Raw genomic sequence first — 23,371 nt, forward strand, 5'->3', positions numbered from 1 at the left:
TGGATACGGATAAATGCAAGCCGGGGCAAAAAGAATCGCCGGCAAGGCGATCCAGCGCCACCAACAGGGCGCAAGACAATAGGGAGAAATAGAAATGAAAAAGATGACAACAGCGCTGACGGCTGGCGTGTTGTGCCTGACGCCAGTGCTTGCACTGGCACAGGACAGCAATGATCCAATCGTCATTCCGATCCACAACTGGTCAAGCCAGATCGTGATGTCCAACGTCGTTGGCCAGATCCTAGAAGAGAATGGCAACGCCGTTGAATACGTCACAACCGACAGTCAGGCCGTCTACGAGTCAGTCCGTTTGGGCGACGTCACGCTTGAGTTGGAAGTTTGGGAAGGCGCATTTGGCGCATCCTTCCGCGAAGCGCTCGGTAAGGGCGGTATCGTGGATGTTGGCGACCACAACGCCGTGACCCGCGAAGATTGGTGGTATCCCATGTGGACGAAAGAGGCTTGCCCCGGTCTGCCTGATTGGGAAGCACTGAATGATTGCGCAGAGCTTTTCGCCACCGCCGAGACCGGTGAAAAGGGCCGCTATCTTGATGGTCCGGTTGACTGGCTGAAGCACGGTCAGGAACGTGTCGCGGCATTGGGAATGGATTTTGTCGTTGTGAATGCAGGTTCTGCTGCAGCGCTTTGGGCTGAAATCGGTGCTGCGGAAGCAGATCAGCGTCCCATCGTGGTCTTCAACTGGACACCGAACTTTGCCGAAGCCGTCTGGCCCGGCGAATTTGTAGAATTCCCTGCATGGGAAGACGGCTGTGACACAGACCCAGCGGTTGGTCCAAACCCTGACGCGCTGTATGACTGCGGCAACCCTGCAACTGGCTACCTGAAAAAGGCGGCATGGGAAGGCATGGAAGAAAAATGGCCAAGTGCCTATGCTGTGCTTGAGCAGGTCAGCTTTACCAATCCGCAGATTGCTGAAATGGCCAAACTTGTCGACATCGACGAGATGGAGCCAGAAGAAGCTGCCGAGGCATGGTTGGAAGCAAACCCTGACGTTTGGCAAAGCTGGGTCAACTAAACCCTACCTTTGACAATTCTACATCTATTCCCCGTCCGGCCTGTCCGGGCGGGGGCTTTTATCACAAGGATCACCATGGCACCGCAAGCGCCCGTCATTTCCTGCAAGAACGCCTGGAAGATATTTGGAAACGACCCAAAGGGTTTTCTAAAAAACATGGATCCGGGCATGAGCTTTGATGACATCCGCGCCGCCGGCTATATCGCCGGCGTCAAAGACGTCTCAATTGATGTGCATAAGGGCGAGATGCTGGTGATCATGGGCCTGTCAGGCTCTGGCAAATCGACATTGGTGCGTTGTTTCTCGCGTTTGCATGACATCACCGGCGGCACGATTGAGGTTGAAGGGCAGGACATCATGTCACTGGCCGAAAAAGACCTGATTGAATTGCGTCGCTCCAAGATGGGCATGGTGTTTCAGTCGTTTGGCCTGCTGCCGCATCGATCCGTTCTGGAAAACGTGGCCTTTCCGCTGGAAATGCGCGGGCAAGACAAACACACACGGCGCGAACGCGCGTTAGAAGTGGTCAAACTGGTGGGGCTTGAGGGCCGCGAAGACTATTTCCCCCGCGAGTTGTCGGGTGGTCAACAGCAGCGCGTCGGCATCGCCCGCAGTCTGGCCATTGAACCGGATATCTGGTTCCTTGACGAACCCTTCAGCGCGCTGGACCCGCTTATTCGCCGCGAGATGCAGGATGAATTCCTGCGCCTGCAACAGATGCTCAACAAGACCATCGTCTTTATCACACATGATTTTGACGAGGCCCTGCGCCTTGCTGACCGGATCGCCATTATGAAAGACGGCGCGGTGGAACAATGCGACACCCCCGATCAGATCGTACTGGATCCGCAAACCGAATATGTGCGCAAGTTTACCGAAGACATCGACAAGGCCCGCGTAGTGCATGCCGGTGTGCTGGCTGACGCAGCAGCGACCGGCGAAGGCGAACCCGTTGACGCTGGCATGACCGTTCACGCGATGGCGCGCATGCTGGTCAATGACACACGCAGGATGATCCCGGTCATCAAAGATGGCAGCAGCGCCGGCGCGCTGTCGCGTCAGTCCGCACTTGATATCCTGCTTGGGTCCGACGCATGAGCGTCGAGACAACCTCTTTGCCAACGCAACGGGCCGCGTTGTCCAACAGCCAGATCGCCATGTGTTTCGTCGGTGCTGCCGTCGTCATGACACTTGTGCAGTATCTTGGCGGGTTGCCGGAATGGCTGCATCGCTTGCCAGAAAGGCTGGTGCCAAATTTCGCAGGATGGCTCGATGCGATCTTTAGTTTCGTCAAGGATGATCTTGGGTTGTTGGTGCTGACACGTACCCTGACCGAAGGGCTGGAATGGCTTTTGGATGCGTCGGGCAATATCTTCTTTGGCAAACGGCGTTGGCCGTTCATTGGCCCTATTCCGTGGACAGCGATGGCCGCGGTCGCTGCAATTGTCGGTTACTATCTGGGTGGTTGGCGTCTTGCCATCCTGGGTGGTGGCACGATGCTTTGGACCGCGTTGATCGGGCAATGGGAAATCGCCATGCAAACCATGTCGGTGCTGGCGATTGCCGCACCGCTGGCCTTTGTTATCGGTCTGTCGCTGGGGATTGCCGCGTGGAAATACGCATGGGTTGATTATGCGATCAAGCCGATCCTGTCAGTCCTGCAAACGCTGCCGTTCTTTACCTATCTTTTGCCCGCCGTGATCTTCTTCAAGGTTGGTCCTACGGCAGGTGCCGTCGCCACAACCATTTATGCCATTCCCCCGATGATCCTGATGACGACGCTGGGGTTGAAAAAGGTCTCTCCCGAAGTTGTCGAGGCGGGCCAGATGTCAGGTTGTACGAAATTCCAGATGCTGCGGCATGTCTATTTACCCTCTGCCCGGACCGAGATCCTTGTTGGTGTGAACCAGGTGATCATGCTTTGTCTGGCCATGGTTGTTCTGACGGCTTTCATTGGCATGCCCGGATTGGGTGCAAAGTTGCTTGCGATGATGGGCAGCTTCAAACTGGGCCGCTCGTTCGAGATCGGCGTTACCATCGTGTTGCTGGCCGTGATGCTGGACCGCATGTCAAAGGCTTGGGTGGTCAAACAGCCAGAGCATTTTGAGCGCGGCACGCCGTTCTGGAAACGCCATCAGATGCTGCTTCTGGCGGTGGTGGCATTTGTGGCCTTCACGCTGGTCTCGCTTGTGGTGCCCTTCTTTGCCGAAGTGGGGCGGGGGCAGGATTTCAGCCAAGGCAAGGAGCTCGACAACCTGATCAAGGCTTTCCTGAACATTGAATGGGTCAAGGCAACGACAGGGTTCCTGCGCGCTTTCCTCAATGTGCAGGTGCTGATCCCCTTCCGCAATTTCATGCTGTCAATCCCGACACCTGCGTTCATCCTGCTTATCGCGGCCTTTGCGTTGGCATTGGCTGGGCGCAAACAGGCCACCTATGCCGTCATCTTCTTTTCATTGGTGGCACTGTCGGGCTGGTGGGATCGGGCGGTCATCACGCTTTACTCGGTGATTTCAGCGGTGACACTTGCCGCACTCATCGGCCTGCCGATTGGTATCATTGCTGCGCGGTCGGAAAAATGGGCGGGGCGGGTGTTGCTGATCTGTGATACCGCCCAGACCTTCCCCAGTTTTGTCTACCTGATCCCTGCGATCATGCTATTTGGGATCACCGATATTGCGGTCATCTTCTCGATCCTGATCTTCGCCATGGTGCCGCTGACGCGGTACACTATTGAAGGGCTACGCACCGTACCACCCGAAATGACCGAAGCGGCGGATATGTCGGGTGCGACGCGGATGCAAAAGCTGTGGAAGGTGCAATTGCCGCTGGCGCTGCCAACAATGGCTGTGGGGTTCAATCAGGCGATCATGTTTGCATTCTTCATGGTGATTATTGCGGCCTTCATCGGAACGCAGGATCTGGGGCAGGAGTTGCAGCGCACATTGGCAGGCACCGATCTGGGCAAGAACTTTGTGCTGGGCATCTGCGTGTCACTGATGGCGTTGACCTTTGATCTGACGATCATGAAATGGGCCGAGGACAAAAAAAGCGCGCTGGGTTTGTAGGTTAGCCGTCTGCGCCGTCATCCAGCAACGACCGTTTGCCGATCTGCGCCAAAGTGATGCTCGTCTCTGCGCGCAGGACGCGCCAAAGTTCTTGCAGCCCTTCTTCGCCGCCTGCTGCGATGGCAAACTGCAGCACACGCCCTAAGAATGTGAAATTCGCACCTTGGGCATAGGCCTTCACGACGTCTTCGCCACTGCGCAATCCTGTATCGTAGAAGAGGGGGTAGTCGGGGCCCACCGCATCTCTGATCTTGGCCAGTTCAATGATCGGTGGTGGTGCGCTTTCAAGTTGCCGGGATCCGTGGCTTGAAACCTGTATGGCATCAACCCCGGCTGATTTCAGCGCAACGGCATCATCCGTATCCAGCACACCTTTGACGACCAGTTTGCCCGGCCACATGTCCCGCAGGCGGGTGAGCGTATCCCAATCCGCCCGCGCGCGGCTTTCGGTACGGTCAAATTCATAGCCGTCCATGTCAAAATTCGCCATCTGCGGTTTGCCCGCGAAAAGCGAGGTTAGCGACCAGCGCGGGTGCAGGGCGAAGTCGATGAACTGTTTGGGGCCAATCTTGAAAGGCATGGTGAAGCCATGCCGCAGCTCTCGTGGCCTGCGCCCGACCTCTGCCACATCGACGGTCAGGACGATTGTGTCATAGCCTGCCGCTTTGGCGCGTTCGACCAGTTTGAATGTGCCTGTGCCATCGCCGCTAAAGTAAAGCTGGAACCATGCGTTGCCTTCGGCCTCTTCGATCAGCGGTTCCATCGCGGTCGAAGCCACCGTTGAGACGCCCAGCGGTACGTTTTCGCGCGCGGCCAGTCGGGCGAGCATCATATCTGCGCCGGGGCCGGAAAGATTGCACATGCCCATCGGGCTGATCCCGAACGGGGCTTTGGTGGTTTTATCCCAAAGGGGAACCGACAGGGACCGGTCACTCACATCACGCAGAATGCGTGGGCGCAGTTCCAGATTGTCAAAGGCCGCACGGTTCCGCGCGGCCCCTGTTTCAGCGCCAGCAGCGCCATCAATATAGTCAAAGACCATCCAGGGAAGACGTTTGCGGGCCAGACGGCGGGCGTCTTCGCTGGAGTGGATCTTTGGTGCCATCTTAGCTTGCGACCGCTTCCATAAAGCGATGACGGATCACGACGGGGTCCAGCGTGATCACCGGCAGTTTGATGTTGCCGCTGTCACATTTGCACACGATGATTGTCATTTCATCGCTGTCGATGGCGGATTGCAAGACCGGGCCAAGGTCCTTGTCCTGCACTTCTATCACATTGTCGCACCCACAGGCGCGCGCCACATCTGTCAGGCTGGTTTTCTGACCTGCATATGTTGGTTGATCACCGGTAGAGCCATAAGAGCCGTTGTCGATGATCAGCAGCGTGTAGTTGCCCGTCGCATTGTTTGCGATGGTTGGCAGCGTGCCAAGGTTGGTCAGAACAGAGCCGTCACCATCAATTGAGATGACAGGCTTGTCTTGCGCCAGTGCCACGCCAAAACCGATGGAGGACGACAGCCCCATTGTGCCCAACATGTAAAAATTAGTGGGCTGATCATCGATCATATGCAGCTCTTGGCTGGGCAGACCGATGTTGCAGACGACAAGGTGATCACGGATGATCGGTGCGATTTCTTTCAGGATTTCAGAACGGATCATTGGTCGCCGTAGCCTCCCCAGAAGTTGGCATCCGTCAGGATCGCCACAGGTTTGTTGGACATGAATGTGTATTTGAGGATGTTGTCGAATTCTTCGACATCCTTTTGCCAGTGAAAGTGATAGGTCGGGATGTTCAACTGGTTCAACAGCGCTTTGGTGTGCACCGCCATTTCGACCTGACAGGCCACCGGCTCGCGCAACTCACCGCGGTAGCTGATCAACATCGGCAATGGCATGCGATAGAACTGGGTCAGCGTCGCCAGCGTGTTGATGGTCACACCAATGGCTGTGTTCTGCATGATGATTGCCGGGCGTTTGCCGCCCATAAAGGCACCCGCACATAGGCCCATGCCCTCGTCTTCCTTGTTGGATGGGATGTGGAAGATTTCTTCGCGTGCTTCGACTTCGTCGATCACACCCGCCAACTGCTTACACGGCACAGTGGTTATGAAGGATACATCGTTGGCGACAAAGTCATCCACGATCTTCTTGCTGATATCCAAGGTCTTAGGTCTCCTGATTGCGCCTGAGAAATGGCGTGAGTTGGAATGGAATTAGGATGGGTAACGGGCCACGTGAACCGCACAGGGCGCATGTTGCACAACGCGGGCAGCGGTCGAGCCGAGCAGGTAGTCGATCAGGCCGGGTTTATGTGACCCAAGCACAATACAGTCTGCCTTCAAGCTGGTTGCAGTGTCGATGATGGTGCGGCCACTGTGGCCCTTCACGATCACCGCGGTGACACCTGGCATAGACGCAACGCGGTCGTCCAGCTTGGCTTTGGCGCGATCAAAGGCGTTTTGAACAACCCCTTCATCGATATAGGCCCCAACCGATCCTTGCGGTGCTTCGTAAACGTGCAGCGCTGTGATCTGGCCGCCTTCGGAGAGAAGCGTGCGCGCAATTTCAATGGTTTTGTCGGCGATGCCGTGGTCGAGGGCCATTGGGACGATGATGTTCTTATACATAGCAAACCTCCTTGGGGGTTCCGTTCGCGCTCAGGGGCGCAGAATGATTTTGGGGGCGGCAACTACGCCAGCCCGGATATCGGCAAAGGCCTGCGCGCCATCGGACAGGGGCCGTTCTTCGGTCCAGTCCAGCGCACCGAGCCTGCCATCGAATATCGCAGCGGCGGTATCGCGGAAATCCTGCGCGGTATAGGTGTAGGTGCCGATGAAGGTGATCTCTTGCAAGGTCATGCGGCGGATATCAAGACCACCGGTGCCTTCGCCCAGGCCGATATGCATGATCACACCGCCGGGCCGTGTGATTGCCGTCGCATCGGCGCGAGTTGCAGCATAGCCGACGCCGTCGATCACAAGATCAGCTTCGGTTGCGGTGCCCGGCTCAACGGCTGTGAACCCACCAATGCGATCCAGCGTCGCGCGGCGCACGGCGTTGGGTTCGATCACCTGAATGTCGTTTGCCCCAAAAGCGCGCAGGCACAAGGCCGCGCCAACGCCAATTGCGCCGCCGCCAACAACAACGCAGCGCGCCTCAGAAAGAGGCACATCCAACGCATCGGCACCAAGGCGCACCGCGTGCCAACCGCAGGCCAACGGTTCGGCCAATGCAGCCTTGGCCAATGGCACATCTGCCGGCACTTCGACCAGATTATCGTTGGACATCGCGACCATTTCGCCAAAAGCGCCTTCGCGCGGCGGCATCGAGATGATCATGCGTTCAGGGCAAAGATTATCGCGCCCGGACAGGCAGGCACGGCAGATGCCACAGCTGACAAGCGGGTTGATGGTGACGCGCTTGCGGTCAAGGTCGCCCCCAACCACAACGCCCGCGGCCTCATGACCCAGAATGAGCGGGGCAGGGCGGCGTTCGTCGTGACCCAGATAGGCGTGCATATCAGAGCCGCAAATACCCGACGCCTCGATCTTGATCAGACTTTGCCCAAGCCCCGGTACCGGATCAGGCATATAGCGATAAACAAGTGTTTCCACATCGTCATAAACAAGTGCTTTCATTTGGCCGTGAACCCCCCATCAACCATCAGAACCTGACCTGTGACATATGCCGATGCATCCGAGCAGAGAAACAGCAAAGGGCCATCCAGATCGGACAATGCGCCATTGCGCCCCACGCAGGTTTGCGCCGCATTGCGTGCGGCGCGTACAGGATCGGCAAAGACCGGCCCGGTCAGTTCTGTCGGAAAGAACCCCGGACCAATTGCGTTGGCGGTGATGCCGTCCTTGGACCAGGCCTCGGCCATCGCGCGGGTAAGTTGGCCGACGCCAGCCTTGGACGCACCATAGCTAATCCCGTCCGGAAATGCCCGCGTGGTCTGTAATGATGCGAAATTGACGATCCGCCCCCAGCCGCGTTTCTTCATCGCCGGGGCGAATGCCTGACTAAGGAAGAACGGCGCGGCGAGGTTGAGGTTCATCGTGACGTCCCACCCCGCATCCGTGACGTCATCGGCATTTTCGCGGGTGTTGATACCCGCGGCATGTACAATGATATCAGGCGCACCAAACGGTGCCGCGATCTGGCCTGCGATATCCGTGATCTGGTCGCGTTGCGACAGATCAGCGGCAACAACAGCCGCCGCATCACCAACATCGTTGACCCAAGCGTCCAGCGCATCGGCGCGGCGCGCGACGCCAACAACCTTGGCTCCAGCGCGTGCCAAAACCGTTGCCGCACGCTGGCCTAAACCAGCGCTGGCCCCGGTCACGCAAGCGACGCGGCCCGTTAGATCGAAAAGGGCGGCGGGATTACTCATCAGGGGTCAGATCGAAATTCTCGCCGGGGAAGTATTTGGCAAGCCGAACATCAGCAGCGCGTGCGTGCCCTTCCATCCCTTCGAGGCGCGAAATCCGCGCGGTTGCTTCCGCGACACGTTTTGATCCGTCACGGGTGGCCTGCTGCCATGTCACGATCTTCATGTATTTATGAACCGACAGACCGCCAGTGTAGGACGCAGCACCAGAGGTGGGCAGCACGTGGTTCGTTCCCGACGCCTTGTCACCGTAAGACACCGTGGTTTCTTCGCCCAAGAACAGCGAGCCATAGCAGCTTAACCGTTCTTTCCACCAAGGCAGGTCTTCGGCCTGCACGGTCAGGTGCTCTGGCGCGTATTCATCAGAACAGGCGGCCATATCTTCGCGGTTGGCACATACGATTACTTCGGCATAGTCGCGCCACGCCGCGCGGGCATTGTCGCGGTTCACTTCGGGCAGGTCTTCGATCAAGTCGGGGACGCGGTTCATCACATCCTCTGCCAAAGCCTTGTCGTCAGTGACCAGCCAAACGGGCGAGTTATAGCCATGCTCGGCCTGGCTGACCAAATCAGTGGCCACGATATGTGGGTCCGCAGAATTATCGGCAAGGATAAGGCTGTCCGTGGGGCCCGCGATCATGTCGATCCCAACGCGACCAAAGAGGATGCGCTTGGCCTCGGCGACGAACTGGTTGCCGGGGCCCACAAGGATATTGGCTTTGGGCAAACCAAAAAGACCAAATGTCATTGCGGCAACACCCTGCACACCACCCATGGCCATGATGGTATCAGCACCGCAGATATGGGCGGCATAGATGATCGCGGGGGCGACCCCCACCTCTGGGCGTGGCGGTGATGCGACCGAGATATGGTTGCAACCCGCAACTTTCGCCGTTGTGACGGTCATGATGGCAGAGGCGATGTGGCTGTAGCGCCCGCCGGGCACATAACATCCTGCTGCATCCACAGGAATGGCCTTTTGACCGGCGATGAGGCCGGGAACAATCTCATACTCGATATCGCTGACCGTGGCCTTCTGGGCCTCGGCAAAGCGCTTGACGTTGTCATGCGCGAACTGGATGTCTTCCTTGAGCTTCTGCGGGACCAAATCTGCGGCTGCGGCAATCTCTTGGGCTGTCAGGATCACATTGCCTTCGTATTTGTCGAACTTGGCGGCATACTCCATCGCCTTGGCGTCGCCGCCTTCTTCGATGTCGTTGAGGATGCCTTGCACAAGTTCATGCACATCGGATGCACCTGACTGTGCGGTCAGTGTTGCTTTTTTGAGGTATTCACGGGTCATACGCATTGAGCCTTATTTGTAGATATCAGGAAGCATAGTGGTCGAAATCGCCGGAATATAGGCAATCATGAGCACCACGACGAGCATGCAAAGCACGAACGGAACGGCCCGTGCTGCGATTTTGAGGATGGATTCACCGGTGATCCCGGCCACCACAAAGAGGTTCAGTCCCAAGGGCGGGGTAATAAAGCCGACACCCAGTGCCGTAATCATCATGATGCAGAACTGGATTTCGTTCATGCCGATATTTTCGGCCAATGGCAGCAGGATCGGTGCAAGGATCACGATGTTCGGTGTCGTCTCCATGACACAGCCCGCAGCGATCAGGATGCCGATCATGATAAGGATCAAAACCCATGGCTCATCCGTCAGCGCTGTCATTGAGGCCACAAACCCTTGTGGGACACCCATGATGGCCAAAGCCTCGGCCAGCGGCGCAGAAAAGGCGATGATGGGAAGGATGATCCCGTTTACCTTGGCTGAGCTTATGAACATCGCTGGAAAGTCGGCCAGCCGCAGCGTGCCAAGGATAAAGCCCATCACGATGGTCACAACCACCGCCGTGGCGCCCGCTTCGGTTGGGGTCAGGCGACCTGAGAAGATGCCATAAAAGATGATGCCGGGTACGATGAACGCATACCAGCCTGATTTCAGCGACACGAACAAACGGCTGAAGTATTCGCCAACAGAGATATTGCCGCCGCCTTCATAGCCATAGATGCGGTTGACGATGACGTTGGTGATCAAGATCGCAGCAAGGATTGCCAGACCGGGGATCAGGGCCGCGAGGAACAGGGTAGAGGCCGATATGCCCAGCACCAGACCGATGATGATGTAGGCGATTGATGGTGGGATCAGGATACCGGTACAGGCGCCCGCTGCCACCAGCGCGCAGGCATAAGGGCGTGGGTAGCCGCTTTCGACCAAACGGTCGATTGTCATCCGGCCAACCGCCGCCGCACCTGCTGCGTCAGAGCCTGAGATGGCCGCGAACATGCCGCAGACCAGAACCGTGGCAGAGCCGAACCCGCCTTTGGCGAATTGCGTCAAGGCCTCGGCTACATCAAGGAACTTACGACTGAGCCCGGTGCGCACCAGCACGTCACCGGTCAGAATGAACAATGGCACAGCCGTCAGCGCAAAGGCATCAATGCCGGTAAACAAGCTTTCGCCCACAGCACTTAGTGGCAAGTCACCGGACATCACCAGCATGACGATTGCGGCGGCACCGATGGACGCCCAAACGGGCACGGCCAGGGCAATCAGGACGACAAAGAGGATGACAGGCAGGTAGAAATCCCAGCCCAGTTCAACCGTTTGATTAAGTGTATTGAAAAGCATCTAGGTGTTCCTTAATCAAACAGCTTGTCGCCTTCGTAGACGGGCTTGCCGTCTCGAAGATAACGCACGTCGCGGATGAAAGACTGCACAAGGCGCAGCATCATCAACGCAAAACCAGCGGGCACAGCCATCAGTGCCCAGACCTTGGACACCCGCAGGCCATCCGTAACCGATCCGAACTTGGCCGAGACGTGAACCGCCTCCCAGGACCAATAGAGCGCGATGATTGCGACTGCGAACATGACGATGTCGCCAAAGATGTAGAGCAGTGCTTTGGGCCGTGGCCCGAGGTAGTGCATGATGACGTCGATGCGGATGTGAGCGCGTTCCTTAACGGCCACGGCGGCACCAACCCAAGCAAGGTAAATGAACGAATAGCGGACGATCTCTTCGCCCCAAATGGACGAGTAGGAAAAGACTTCGCGTCGCAGCACTTCGACGGCCATCGTCATGACGAGCATGACGTAGAAGACCAAAAGCAGCCAGCGCTCGATGTTCTGATCAAGTTTACGCAGTAGGTTCATGATGCACCTCTCTTGCCGCCACACGCAGCAATCTGCGCGCCAGCAAAGATTTCGGTAAGTTTGAGAAGAGAGAGCAGGCGCCCCCACACGGGGGCGCCTGCAAATGCCTATCAGGCGTCGTGGACGTAGTAGCGGCCCATTGTGCCGGCTGCTTCTTCCAGTTTCGCAAACGTGTCCAAGGAGCCTGCAAGATCAACCTTGAAGCTGTCCCATTCGGTGTTCTGGTAGCCACCGACGGACTGCCATTCAGCCAGTTGATCTTCGCTCAACGAGTGGAACTCAACACCGGCCTTGCGCAGTTCGGCCATCGCGTAGTTACGCGCCGATGGGACCTTGGCAAGGTTCTGGTGGCGGGTGATTTCAGACGCTTCAACGATGCCGTCCTGCACGTCGGCAGGCATGGAGTTGAACCATTCAAGGTTGCAGGAATAGACCTGAGAGTCAGGCACGGCCTGTGTGAATGTCACATGGCTAAGGATGTCTTTGAAGCCAAAGACTTCGAGCGCGCCAACGGATGGGTCAAGTGCGTCCGCAACACCCTGCTTGATCGCCGAAGGTGTTTCACCCCATGCAACTGGTGTCGGGTTTGCGCCAACCATGCGGTAGTACTGCTGCAACATCGCAGAGCCGGGAACACGGAACTTGACGCCGTCCAGATCGCCAGGTGTCAGTACAGGACCGGAGCCGCCAGCGCGGACCGCCACAACACGTGGATCAATGTTGACATAGAACAGCGCCTTAAAGCCTGCGGCTTCTACCTTTGGATTCACTTCAGAGGCCCAAATATCGGAATGCACAAGGTTTGTGAAACGTTGGTTAGAGCCGCACAGGTAAGGCATGTTGATCAGGTCGACGACGGACGCGAACGGGGCAAAGTTTGACAGCGAGTGCTGTGCCGCCTGAATTGTGCCGCCCTGCACCTTCTGTGCCAACGCACCGCCCGCACCCAACTGACCACCGGGGGCCAGCTTGACGTAGACCTTGCCGTTGGTGGCGTTCTGGATGTTTTCTTTGAGGTCGAGCTGCATGATCGGGTAACCACGGGACGCACCCAGCACATAAGCAGTGGCGATGGTCATTACGTGATCGGCTGCGGCTTCACGCTCGCGCTCTTCGTTTGCTGTCTGGGCTGCGGCCTGTGTGGACCACAATGTGCCTGCCGCACCTGCAACTATCGCCGCGGTGAAACCGCCGGTCCCTGCAAGTTTGAGGAAGTTGCGGCGTGTGGCCGACTTCAGGCTATCTGTTTTCTTATCCAATGTATGTGTCCTCCCTGGACGCTACCTACTGCATCACTTTTTGGATGCAGCTTCCTTTTGAAGAATCGTCACAACGAACAAGACCGCGACAGCCAGCAACAGAAGCATTTCGCCGACATCGCCCAGAAACGATGCGTCCGCAAAAGAGCCAAGTCCCACATTCACGGCAAATACGACAAACAAGATGATTGCTCCCAAAAGCGGCATGACGCGACTCCCCCCCGTCGTTACTCTGATTCGAGCCGAGTGTAAGCGCTTACATAGACCTCATGCAAGCGCTTACATTGGGCGCGTCATCTTTTCGCTATCTCAGATAGTGAGACAACGATAAGAGTATGCCGGTATCCTTTTTTGGAGTTTTGATGACAACACAGCCTGCAATACCCACGCTTGAGGATGTGGCCACTCTTGCCGAGGTTTCGACCGCGACTGTGTCACGCGCGATCAACTCGCCTGATAAGGTGGCCCCCGAAACGCGCAGGCGGGTCAATGAAGCCGTTGCCACTTTGGGTTACTCACCAAACTTTGGCGCCCGCACGATGGCGGTGCGGCGCACCAAGACCATTGGTGCGATCATTCCGACCATGGAAAACGCTATCTTTGCGCGCGGCTTGCAGGCGTTTCAGGAAGAACTGCGATTGCACGGCTATACGATGTTGGTTGCCAGTTCCGCCTACCGCGCCGACACCGAGGAAGAGCAGATCAGATCACTGGTCGCACGTGGGGCCGACGCGCTTTTGCTGATCGGCCATCATCGCAACCCGGAAATCTACAAATTCCTTGATGCGCAGAATGTCCCTGTTCTGATCACCTGGGCCTACGATCCGCTTGCCGACCGCCCATCTATCGGTTTCGATAACAAGGCCGCGATGCAGGGCATGGCGGCAGAAGTGATCAAGATGGGGCATCGCAACCTTGCCTTGATCTCTGCTGAAACCGCATCAAACGACCGTGCATCGGCCCGCCATGAGGGGATCCTCGCGGCCATGCAGGACGGTGGGTTATCACCTGACGACCTCACCTATGTTGAGACGACTTATGGGATCGAAGAGGGCGCCATCGCCTTTGAGAAAGCAATGGCCATGCCAATCAGACCCACGGCCGTTTTCTGCGGCAATGACGTTCTGGCGGTCGGTGCGCTGCGTCGTGCGCGCGAACTTGGCATTGATGTGCCCAATGACGTGTCGATCATCGGTTTTGATGACATTGAACTGGCACAAGTGGCCCATCCGCCGCTGACAACGGTCCACGTCCCTCACCGCGAGATGGGGCGTCTGGCGGGGTTGGCGCTAGCGCAATTGCTCAATGAAGGTATCGCGCTGAAACCCGTGGAACTGCCCGCGCGCCCGATTTTCCGAGAGACGCTCGCGGCGCGTTAACATGATTGGCAGAGCACTTCGTTCCTTCTACTCAAGGAGCAGGCGCTGTTCACTGATATATGCGTATTCGTCATACATATTTATGCGCTAAAGGGGCGGGATAAAAAAATACACCAAACCAAACCTTAACTTTGCTCTAGTCCCTCTGCCTGTTGTTCTGGGCTGGGTCGTCGTTGGGCGGCACCCTGATAGCACACCCGCAAAGTTTTAGGTCAAGACGTTATCAATTACGCTTTCTACAGTGGTGAACTTTTTTAGTTGCATAGCTTGCAACAAATACGCATTTTTCGTTGCGAAATAGGAAGCGCAATGCAACCCGACCCGAAACATATCCTGAGTTTCAAGACGGCCCTCTCAGCCGGTACCATTCGCGCGGCAGCAGATCAGCTCGGGCTCGAACCATCCACGGTTAGCCGAAACATCACAGCGCTGGAAAAGCAGCTTGCCACGGCGTTGATCGAGCGTGGGCGCAAAGGCGTGATGCCCACAGAGGCCGGTGAGTTGTTGATGGGTTATGTCCACCGACAAAGCGGCGAGATGGAGGCTCTGCGATCGCAGCTGGATGCGCTGGCAAACATGGAGCGCGGCACGGTATCGGTTGCCTTGGGCGAAGGCTTCCTTGGCGACTTTTCGCAATCCGTGCTTCGCCCTTTTTCACAAGACCATCCAGGTGTTACCTATGCGTTGGACGTTGGAGCAACAGATCACGTGCGGGATGCCGTTATCGAAGACAAAGCGCATGTTGGGTTGGCGTTTAACGTAGCACCTGACCCTCGCTTGAAAATCATCGCCCAAACGGAACATCCGCTTGTGATGATCTGTGCGCGAGGTGGGAGATTTGACACAGGCAAGACTGTCGACATCCAAGATCTGTCACGTCTACCCTGCGGTTTTCTCAGCAAGGGGTATGGCGTTGGGGCGGTGATTGCAGCAATGGAGGCGTCTCATGGGTTTCGTGCGCGCGGGGTTTTGGAGACCGGCTCTATCGCGGCGCTCAAAGCCTTTGTCAAAAACGACCTTGGTGTGACCCTTCTGCCGGAGTTCGTGGTGGCCGAAGACATGCAGGCTGGTACCCTGTGCACAAAGCACGTGTCGATCCGTGATTTCGGACTGGGCACGGCGACATTGTTTGTGCGGCAAGGGCGCAGACTGCCCTTGGCGACGCAAAAATTGCTGGTGTTTATGTCGCGATCGCTGGCAGCTTTAGCCTGATATTTGTTGCGCTCAGCGCAACGTTATTTCCATTTCCAAGCATTCTTTCACAAATACCATACGCTATGATCCTGAAAACCAAACAGGAGAAAAGTGCTTTGAAAATCGGCATAATTGGTTGCGGCAACATGGGCGGCGGCATGGTCGCGCAACTCGCTGGGGCTGGAATGGACGTCAGCTGCTTCGATCCGGATATGGACACCCGCGCACGGATGCAGACCAATGGTGCAACGGTTTTTGACAACGTGCAGGACATGGTTGCGGGCCAACTGGTGATCATCCTGTCCTTGCCCAAAGCGCAGATTGTCGAAGCGGTTATGGTCGAGATAGCAGCCCGCATTGAAACCGGTGCGATCGTTCTGGACACCTCAACTTCTACGCCGGCCACGTCGCAGGCCATGGCCGCATTGGGCCAAAAACACGGGTTTGACTTTGTCGATGGCCCCGTGAGCGGCGGGCCTGCGGCGGCGAACAGCGGCACGATGACTATGTTGCTTGCCGGGCAGCCAAGCGCGATAGATCGGTTGCGTCCTGTCACAGATGTTCTGACCGCAAAAACCGTGATGGTCGGGGCGTCCGGCGCGGGGCACGCGGCCAAAATCGCGAACAATATGCTGTGTGCTGCCAACCTTGTGCTGGTCGCCGAGGCGGTCCGCATGTGCGAAGCCGCTGGCGTAGCCCCCGACGGATTACTGGAAGGCGTCAATGCCGGATCGGGCCGTAGCGGCGTCAGTGAAGTGAATTTTCCCAAATGGGTGCTGAACGGCGCGTTTGATTCCGGCTTTACCATGGGGCTGATGCGCAAAGATGTGGGCCTTGCATTGGAATTGGCCCAGCAGACCGGTGTGAACCTGGACGGGTTCGCAGGCATTGCGGATGTTTGGTTGAACCAATCAACACAGATCGACGATTCCGCTGACTTTAACGAAATCACAAGACATGGGGCTGAAACATGAGCATTCGCACCGATATCTTAGCGGCACAGATGGCTGCGCTTGGTCTTGGGGACAAACCGCAAAGCTTGATCAATGGCGCGTTGGTTGATGGGGCGGGCAACCCCGTCACGCTGATTGACCCTTACACCGAACAACCGCTCACCAGCTACGCTGACGCTGGTGCCGAAGTGGCAATGGCGGCCTGCATCGCAGCACAGGATGCGCAGCCCCGGTGGGCGGCCCTGTCAGGTGCGGCGCGCGGGCAAGTCATGCAAAACATCGCCCGCACTATCATCGACCACGCTGAACCCCTTGCGACCATTGAGGCGCTGGTGGCGGGCAAGCCGATCCGTGATTGTCGCATCGAAGTGGCCAAAGTTGCAGAGATGTTCGCCTATTACGGCGGATGGGCTGACAAAATTCATGGCGAAGTGATCCCCGTGCCCTCTGGTCATTTGAACTACACCAAGCGCGAGCCACTGGGTGTGGTGTTCCAGATCACGCCATGGAACGCGCCGATTTTCACCGCGGGCTGGCAGATCGCCCCCGCCATCGCCACAGGCAACGGCGTTGTGATCAAACCAAGCGAATTGACCCCCGTCACGACCGTGGCACTGGTTCATCTGGCCGAGCACGCAGGCTTGCCATCGGGCCTGGTCAATGTGTTGTGCGGGTTGGGGCCGACTGCGGGCCAAGCGGCGATTGAACACAGGGCCGTGCGCAAGGTGATCTTTGTCGGCTCGCCCGAAACGGGGCGTGTCGTGGCAACGGCGGCGGCGAAAGCACTGAAACCTGCTGTTCTGGAATTGGGCGGGAAATCGGCCAATATCGTTTTTGATGATGCCAACCTCAAACACGCCTGCCTTGGCGCGCAGGCGGCGATTTTTTCGGGCGCTGGGCAAAGCTGTGTTGCCGGGTCGCGTTTGCTTGCCCATCGGTCCGTCCACGCCGAACTGATTGATATGCTGGCATGCGGAATGAACGACATTCGGTTGGGAGATCCGCTTGACGATGCCACAGAGGTCGGCCCGATTAGCAACGCCCGCCAATTTGCGCATGTTGGCGATATGGTCGCACGGGCCAAGTCTGACGGTGCGCAGGTTCTCAGCCGTGAAACAAAGCCTGAGACGGGTTTTTTTGTACCGCCAACGGTCCTGAACGGCCTGCTCAACACCGATCACGCCGCGCAGACCGAGATTTTTGGCCCGGTTGTCGCGGCCATTCCTTTTGATACCGAAGAAGAAGCCATCGCACTCGCCAATGCGACCGAATTTGGTCTGGCAGGGGCTGTCTGGACGAACGATGTCGGTCGCGCCCATCGTGTCGCAGATCGCGTGCGTGCGGGGACGTTCTGGATCAACAGCTACAAGGCGATCCACGTATCATCCCCCTTTGGGGGTTCGTTGAATTCCGGCTTTGGTCGGTCCAGCGGGACGGATGCGCTGATGGAATATACATCCGCAAAAAGTGTTTGGCTCGACAGTGCTGTCACCCCTCGGATAGCGTTCGGTTATGTTAGTTGAAGACGTAAGAACGCTGCTTGCAGGGGATCGGCAGGCCGCTGATTTGTTGGGGCTGGGTCCGTTCGAAGACTTTCCCGACCTTGCAGGTGCTTTGTTCAGCGCGCTGTGCAACCAAAGGGCCGGACGCATCGTCGCGCAAACCTATCGTGAGACGCCCACACTTCTGGCGGACACTGAACGCGATATCCTTGAAACCGCCCGGCGCAACTTTGAACCCGGCGGTCCTGCGGCCGTTCTCCTGTTCTCGCGAGGGGTTCATGCCACGATCGGCCACCGGGTGGCCAATGCCCTTCGGCAAAGAGGCGAGGCAACCCTGTCGATGGCGCTCAAAGCGACTTTCGGGCGGGCTTTTGCAACTGATATTCACCCAGCAGTACAAATTGGACCCGGTTTTTGGCTGGACCATGGGCTTGGCTTTGTTGCTGGGGAAACCACTGTCATTGGCCAGAACGTGTCGATCTGGCACAACGTGACCCTTGGCAGCACCTTCAACAATTCAGGACCTGACCGGCGTCCAAAGATCGAAGACGGCGCGGTCATTGGCGCGGGTGCTTTGGTCTTGGGCAACATCACGGTAGGTGCCGGCGCAAATATCGGGGCGGGGGCCATCGTCATGGACGACGTGCCCGCAGGCCGCGTGGTTGTCGGCACAAAAGCGCGCGACATCGGACCGGCCCGCGTTTCATTCGTGCAAAAGGACCACACCCCATGAATGCATCATTTGGTATCGACCACCCCCTTGTCGCCACTCACGATATCGAGGCGTTGCGTGGCCTGCTCATATCGCTGGGCTTCAATATGACGGCGGTTGGGAAACACCCTTGGGGCACCAGCACAAGCCTTGCAATGTTTGATGGCTGCCTGCTTGAGATTATGGGTATCTATGATGAAAGCCTGATCGACGAAGTTCCCGCAGGCGAATTTCGGTTTGGCCGCCATGTGTTTGAACACCTTCAAGACCGTGAGGGTGTCGCCCTGAGCGCGTTGCACAGCACAAATTCCACTCGCGACGCTGAAACGGCAAAAATGGCTGGGCTTACTGTCGCGGGCCATCTCGCTTTCGGGCGAGATGTGACCCTGCCTGATGGCACAGAGGGGCGAACGAAAACTACGCTGGCGTTAATGCCCGACCCCGATTTTCCGCGACTGTCGTTCTTTTTGTGTCAGCAGCATCGTCCTGACCTGATTTACGTCCCTGAATGGCTAAAGCACCCCAATTCTGCAAATGGCATAGGCGGTATCACGATACTTGCCGATGCTCTGGTGCATGAAAACTTGGCACAAAAGCTCGGTGGTCTTTACGGCGCACCCGTTGCTGCGGATTTTGGATTTCAGATGCAAACGGCCAACGGATTGATATCTGTTCAAACTTTGCGCGGAGTCGAAGCCGAGTTTGGATCCTTGCCTTCCAGCGTTGCGAGCGGCAATCAGACCGGTATCGTCGCGATGGATATCACATATGAAAGCGGCAAAATGCTTGCGCATTGGATTGATAAAAGTGGTCTTGAATTACGGACCACAGCCTCTGGACATCACGCTACTCACCCAGAAGATACGGCCAACGTCATTCTTAGGTTTGTAAAGGCATAAGCATGCTTGATGAACTACGTGAAGGCTGCTGACGCCGGGGAAAAAAGCGGATAGTCGTGGCAAGTGCACCAAAGCGCGGTTTGTCCGCACTGCCAATACTATTCCGCCCCCATGCCGATGGCTGCATTGAGCCCCGATTGACCAATGCGGCACGGTGAAACAATGTCTGTTCTTGCTATCCTACAGCTGCAATCCGGGGAATTTTTCGGCCATGCGAAAGCTCACCGGCGGATTGTACCAATGCAGATGCGTCGATGCGGAAATGACGATACAGCTCAGCGATGGTTCCAGTTTGTCCAAAATGCTCGACGCCGTGCGGGATCGTTTGATGTCCGTTAACAGCGCCCAACCAAGACAGCGTGGCCGGGTGGCCATCAATCACCGTGATCAAGGTGCAATTGCGCGGCACATCTGCCAGCAGCGTTTCGATATGTGCCTCAGCGTCCTGAATGCCATTTGCGCGCGCCCGCTGCGCAGCCGTCCAGCCTGCGTTTAGCCGGTCAGCCGATGTCACAGCCAGAACGCCAACGTCCCGTCGCCCCTGAGCGATCTGCCCCGCAGCCGTGATAGCTTCCTGAGCAACTGCACCCTGATAGGCGATCACAATCTCACAATTGGGGCCCGGTTTGCGCAACCAATATGCGCCATCAATGGTCCCTTGACGAAAGTCGTCATCAACACGTTTGCCGGGTTGTTCAATCGGGTTGGTGGTCAGCCGCAAGTAAACCGACCCACCCGTTTCATCGCGCAGCCATGTACGCTCATCCGGGTCGCCTTCGCCGTCTTTTTGCAGGTAGGAAAAGGCCCATTCCATGATCACTGCCAATTCATCCGCAAAGGCAGGCTCAAAAGCCGCCAGCCCGTCCTGCGACATACCGATCAATGGCGACGCGATAGATTGATGCGCGCCACCTTCGGGGGCAAGTGTGACGCCGGACGGTGTGCCGACGATCATAAAACGGGCATCCTGATAGCAGGCATAGTTCAGCGCATCGAGACCGCGCGACACGAAAGGGTCATAGACGGTGCCGATGGGGATCAATCGTTTGCCAAAGATCGAATGCGACAGCCCGGCGGCGGCAAGCAACAAAAAGAGGTTCATTTCAGCAATGCCCAGTTCGATGTGCTGGCCTTCGGGCGTGAACTCCCATTTGGCGGTAGAGGGGATGTTTTCCGCCTTGAACGTGTCCTCTTGATGCGCGCGGGCAAATAATTTGCGACGGTTGACCCACGGGCCAAGGTTGGTTGTGCCCGTCACATCGGGCGATGTGGTAACAATACGCTGTGCCAACACACTGTCGCCCTTGGACAGATCATCCAGAATTTTACCAAACGCCATCTGGGTCGAGATTTCACGGTCTGAGGATAACGCAATCGCTGGGACATCAACCACCTCATCGCTATAGCGGCGGCGGCCTTTGGCAAAGAAGGGCGCCTTTCTTAGCGTGTCCTCAAATGCCGCAGGATCTGCGATTGTCGCAAACTTGTCCCATTCCTCGCCCTTGGCGACGCCCATGTGTTTCTGCCATTCGGCCATTTGGGTTTTATTCATCAACCCGCCGTGATTGTCCTTGTGGCCCGCAATTGGCGTGCCCCAGCCTTTGATAGTATAGGCCAGAAAACAAACAGGGCGATCGTGATCAATGGCGGCAAAGGTGTCCGCCATTGTGGACACGCAATTGCCGCCAAGATTTTCCATCAAAGCGGCCAGCTCTTCATCGCTGCGCGCATTGATCAGGGCCGTCACATCGCCCTGATCGCCCAAAGCATCCATCAAACGCTGCCGCCACACGGCCCCGCCCATATAGGTCAGCGCCGAATACAGCTGATTGGGACAGTCATCGATCCATTGGCGCAGTTTATCACCGCCAGGTTCCTCAAACGCCGCGCGTTGCAGCACGCCGTATTTGACGCGCACAACGTCCCAGCCGAAAGCATCAAAGATCTGCTCAACCCGTTGAAACAGCCCCTCGCGCACCACACCGTCAAGCGATTGGCGGTTATAGTCGATAATCCACCAGCAATTGCGCAGATCGTTCTTCCAGCCCTCTTGCAGGGCTTCGTAGATATTGCCTTCGTCCAGTTCGGCATCACCGACCAGTGCAATCATGCGCCCCTGTTCTTGATCGCCACCCCAAGTCTTGGCCTGAATGTAGTCCTGCACGATGGACGCAAAGGACGTGATCGCCACTCCAAGCCCAACCGAGCCAGTCGAAAAATCCACATCATCAATATCCTTGGTGCGGCTAGGATAGCTTTGCACGCCGCCAAAGCCGCGGAAATTCTCCATCTTTTCCTTGGTCTGATTGCCCATCAAATATTGAATGGCATGAAAGATTGGGGACGCGTGAGGCTTTACTGCTACCCGGTCTTCGGGGCGCAATATCCGAAAATAAAGCGCCGTCATGATCGACACCATCGAAGCCGAGGAAGCCTGATGCCCGCCAACTTTGATCCCATCCGCTTTGGGACGAATGTGGTTGGCATTGTGGATCATCCAATGGGACAGCCACAGCAAACGCTGTTCAATGGCTTTGAGGTCTTCGGACATGTCGAATTTCCTTATGCAGCGTTGCTGATTGGCGGTTTGGGCAAAGCTTGTTCCAAATCGTAAATCACGTCGTCAATCCCTTCGAGGCCGATAGACAGGCGCACCAACCCTTCGCTGATGCCATGCAGGGCGCGTTCTTCGGGCGTGTAGGTGGAATGCGTCATGCTAGCGGGGTGTTGCACCAGCGTTTCGGCATCGCCCAGCGAAACTGCGCGCGTGATCATCTGCAACCGGTTCATCATCGCGCGTCCAGCCTCAAGCCCGCCTTCCAGCTCAAATGCAATCATGCCGCCAAATTGTGCCATCTGCCGACGGGCCACGTCATGTTGTTCAAAGCTTTCCAGCCCCGGATACCAGACCTTTTGTACGCCCCAAGATTGCTCCAGCATCTCGGCAACGGTCCCGGCACTGGAACAATGGCGGTCCATCCGCAGCTCCAGTGTTTTCAAACCCCGAAGAATCAACATCGCATTGAACGGGGCCATCACAGCCCCCGTCATGTCCTTCATGCCATATAGGCGAATTTCTGATACCAGTTCGGCAGAACCAACCAGCAGCCCCGCAACCACATCACCGTGGCCACCCAGATATTTCGTGGCCGAGTGGAGCACGATATCTGCACCGTGCTTGATCGGCTGGGTCAAATAGGGCGTCGCATAGGTGTTATCGACGACAACCCTAGCCCCGTGCGCGTGCGCAATATCGGACACGGCCTGAATATCCACTAGCCGCATATTTGGGTTCGCGGGTGTTTCAAAATACACCACCTTGGTCTTGTCGCTAATCGCGGCAATCAGGTTTTCGGGTGTTGTCAGATCTACATGGGTTACCGTTACGCCATACTTGGCCAACCCGTGCTGCATGAACGAAAACGTGCAGCCATACAGGGTCTTGTCCAGGATCACTTCGTCTCCTGGGGCCAGAAGTGTCCACATGGTGGCGGTGATCGCCCCCATTCCCGATGCCAGCGCCAATCCGGCCTCGGCCCCTTCCAGTACCGCAATACGACGTTCCAACAGATCACATGTCGGGTTGGAGATTCGCGAATAGATGTGCCCTGCGCGATCGCCGGCAAACATCTCACCTCCTGCTTCTGCGGTCTCAAAGGCAAAGGTTGATGTCAGATGCAGTGGCGGCGTCAAAGCGCCTTCGTTCTCCATCGGATCATAGCCGTGGTGGATGGCACGTGTGGAAAAGCTGTCTGGACGATTGCGCATTGGATGGCTCCTTGGTTTCAAGCCTCATAATATTGCAA

General features: G+C 56.9%; 22 protein-coding genes. 9 read left to right on the top strand and 13 right to left on the bottom strand.

Annotation, left to right across the window (positions count from 1 at the left end; all coding sequences use genetic code 11):
* The first annotated feature begins 94 nt into the window (after positions 1–94).
* From DHN10_RS17980 to DHN10_RS17990, 3 genes are all read left to right on the top strand, one after another.
* A complete protein-coding gene (locus tag DHN10_RS17980; RefSeq protein ID WP_108816740.1) occupies positions 95–1,036 on the top strand; it encodes an ABC transporter substrate-binding protein in 942 nt (313 codons plus the stop codon).
* Positions 1,037–1,111: 75 nt separating this feature from the next.
* Positions 1,112–2,134: a quaternary amine ABC transporter ATP-binding protein gene (locus DHN10_RS17985; protein ID WP_108816741.1), complete on the top strand. Its 1,023-nt coding sequence runs from the start codon at positions 1,112–1,114 to the stop codon at positions 2,132–2,134.
* On the top strand, positions 2,131–4,104 hold the full coding sequence (locus tag DHN10_RS17990; RefSeq protein ID WP_108816742.1) for an ABC transporter permease: 1,974 nt from the start codon (positions 2,131–2,133) through the stop codon (positions 4,102–4,104). The genes DHN10_RS17985 and DHN10_RS17990 overlap by 4 nt, the downstream gene beginning before the upstream one ends.
* 1 nt (position 4,105) lies before the next feature.
* Here the strand turns inward: DHN10_RS17990 and DHN10_RS17995 are convergent, their stop codons facing one another.
* The 11 genes from DHN10_RS17995 to DHN10_RS19935 form a co-directional block, all read right to left on the bottom strand.
* Positions 4,106–5,209, bottom strand: a complete 1,104-nt coding sequence (locus DHN10_RS17995) for an alpha-hydroxy acid oxidase (RefSeq protein WP_108816743.1) — start codon at positions 5,207–5,209, stop codon at positions 4,106–4,108.
* A 1-nt stretch (position 5,210) separates the two neighbouring features.
* Positions 5,211–5,765: a sulfopyruvate decarboxylase subunit beta gene (gene comE / locus DHN10_RS18000; RefSeq protein ID WP_108816744.1), complete on the bottom strand. Its 555-nt coding sequence runs from the start codon at positions 5,763–5,765 to the stop codon at positions 5,211–5,213.
* On the bottom strand, positions 5,762–6,268 hold the full coding sequence (locus tag DHN10_RS18005) for a sulfopyruvate decarboxylase subunit alpha (protein ID WP_108816745.1): 507 nt from the start codon (positions 6,266–6,268) through the stop codon (positions 5,762–5,764). Before DHN10_RS18005 ends, comE begins: the two co-directional genes overlap by 4 nt.
* A 51-nt stretch (positions 6,269–6,319) precedes the next feature.
* Positions 6,320–6,733 (bottom strand): universal stress protein, encoded by a 414-nt coding sequence (locus DHN10_RS18010; RefSeq protein WP_108816746.1) that lies wholly within the window; start codon positions 6,731–6,733, stop codon positions 6,320–6,322.
* 30 nt (positions 6,734–6,763) lie between these two features.
* Positions 6,764–7,744 carry an alcohol dehydrogenase catalytic domain-containing protein gene (locus DHN10_RS18015; protein ID WP_108816747.1) on the bottom strand — a complete coding sequence of 327 codons (981 nt, stop codon included), beginning with the start codon at positions 7,742–7,744 and terminating at the stop codon, positions 6,764–6,766.
* Positions 7,741–8,502 (bottom strand): SDR family NAD(P)-dependent oxidoreductase, encoded by a 762-nt coding sequence (locus DHN10_RS18020; RefSeq protein ID WP_108816748.1) that lies wholly within the window; start codon positions 8,500–8,502, stop codon positions 7,741–7,743. Before DHN10_RS18020 ends, DHN10_RS18015 begins: the two co-directional genes overlap by 4 nt.
* Entirely contained in the window at positions 8,495–9,802 is a 1,308-nt protein-coding gene (gene hisD / locus DHN10_RS18025) for a histidinol dehydrogenase (protein WP_108816815.1), read from the bottom strand. Before hisD ends, DHN10_RS18020 begins: the two co-directional genes overlap by 8 nt.
* 12 nt (positions 9,803–9,814) lie before the next feature.
* Positions 9,815–11,143, bottom strand: a complete 1,329-nt coding sequence (locus tag DHN10_RS18030; protein ID WP_108816749.1) for a TRAP transporter large permease — start codon at positions 11,141–11,143, stop codon at positions 9,815–9,817.
* Between the two features lie 11 nt (positions 11,144–11,154).
* Positions 11,155–11,667 (bottom strand): TRAP transporter small permease, encoded by a 513-nt coding sequence (locus DHN10_RS18035; protein ID WP_108816750.1) that lies wholly within the window; start codon positions 11,665–11,667, stop codon positions 11,155–11,157.
* A 110-nt stretch (positions 11,668–11,777) separates the two neighbouring features.
* Positions 11,778–12,926: a TRAP transporter substrate-binding protein gene (locus tag DHN10_RS18040; RefSeq protein WP_108816751.1), complete on the bottom strand. Its 1,149-nt coding sequence runs from the start codon at positions 12,924–12,926 to the stop codon at positions 11,778–11,780.
* Between the two features lie 33 nt (positions 12,927–12,959).
* The gene (locus tag DHN10_RS19935) at positions 12,960–13,133 is read right to left on the bottom strand and encodes a hypothetical protein (protein ID WP_199910720.1); all 174 of its coding nucleotides are present in this window, start codon (positions 13,131–13,133) and stop codon (positions 12,960–12,962) included.
* 155 nt (positions 13,134–13,288) lie between these two features.
* Between DHN10_RS19935 and DHN10_RS18045 the strand changes: the two genes are divergently transcribed.
* The 6 genes from DHN10_RS18045 to DHN10_RS18070 all read left to right on the top strand — a co-directional run bounded on the left by DHN10_RS18045 (position 13,289) and on the right by DHN10_RS18070 (position 19,565).
* Positions 13,289–14,305, top strand: a complete 1,017-nt coding sequence (locus tag DHN10_RS18045) for a LacI family DNA-binding transcriptional regulator (RefSeq protein WP_108816816.1) — start codon at positions 13,289–13,291, stop codon at positions 14,303–14,305.
* A gap of 309 nt (positions 14,306–14,614) precedes the next feature.
* Entirely contained in the window at positions 14,615–15,517 is a 903-nt protein-coding gene (locus DHN10_RS18050; protein WP_108816752.1) for a LysR family transcriptional regulator, read from the top strand.
* A gap of 65 nt (positions 15,518–15,582) precedes the next feature.
* Positions 15,583–16,473 carry an NAD(P)-dependent oxidoreductase gene (locus DHN10_RS18055; RefSeq protein ID WP_108816753.1) on the top strand — a complete coding sequence of 297 codons (891 nt, stop codon included), beginning with the start codon at positions 15,583–15,585 and terminating at the stop codon, positions 16,471–16,473.
* Positions 16,470–17,975 carry an aldehyde dehydrogenase family protein gene (locus tag DHN10_RS18060; RefSeq protein ID WP_108816754.1) on the top strand — a complete coding sequence of 502 codons (1,506 nt, stop codon included), beginning with the start codon at positions 16,470–16,472 and terminating at the stop codon, positions 17,973–17,975. Before DHN10_RS18055 ends, DHN10_RS18060 begins: the two co-directional genes overlap by 4 nt.
* Positions 17,965–18,687 carry a serine O-acetyltransferase gene (locus DHN10_RS18065; RefSeq protein ID WP_108816755.1) on the top strand — a complete coding sequence of 241 codons (723 nt, stop codon included), beginning with the start codon at positions 17,965–17,967 and terminating at the stop codon, positions 18,685–18,687. The genes DHN10_RS18060 and DHN10_RS18065 overlap by 11 nt, the downstream gene beginning before the upstream one ends.
* Positions 18,684–19,565, top strand: a complete 882-nt coding sequence (locus DHN10_RS18070; RefSeq protein ID WP_108816756.1) for a VOC family protein — start codon at positions 18,684–18,686, stop codon at positions 19,563–19,565. Before DHN10_RS18065 ends, DHN10_RS18070 begins: the two co-directional genes overlap by 4 nt.
* Before the next feature lie 175 nt (positions 19,566–19,740).
* Here DHN10_RS18070 and DHN10_RS18075 read toward each other — a convergent pair whose 3' ends face one another.
* Both DHN10_RS18075 and DHN10_RS18080 read right to left on the bottom strand, forming a co-directional pair.
* Entirely contained in the window at positions 19,741–22,116 is a 2,376-nt protein-coding gene (locus DHN10_RS18075) for a 1-deoxy-D-xylulose-5-phosphate synthase N-terminal domain-containing protein (protein ID WP_108816757.1), read from the bottom strand.
* Between the two features lie 11 nt (positions 22,117–22,127).
* Entirely contained in the window at positions 22,128–23,333 is a 1,206-nt protein-coding gene (locus DHN10_RS18080; protein WP_108816758.1) for a methionine gamma-lyase, read from the bottom strand.
* Between the last annotated feature and the right edge of the window lie 38 nt (positions 23,334–23,371).

Source organism: Loktanella sp. Alg231-35, assembly GCF_900143545.1.
Classification (GTDB): Bacteria; Pseudomonadota; Alphaproteobacteria; order Rhodobacterales; family Rhodobacteraceae; genus Yoonia.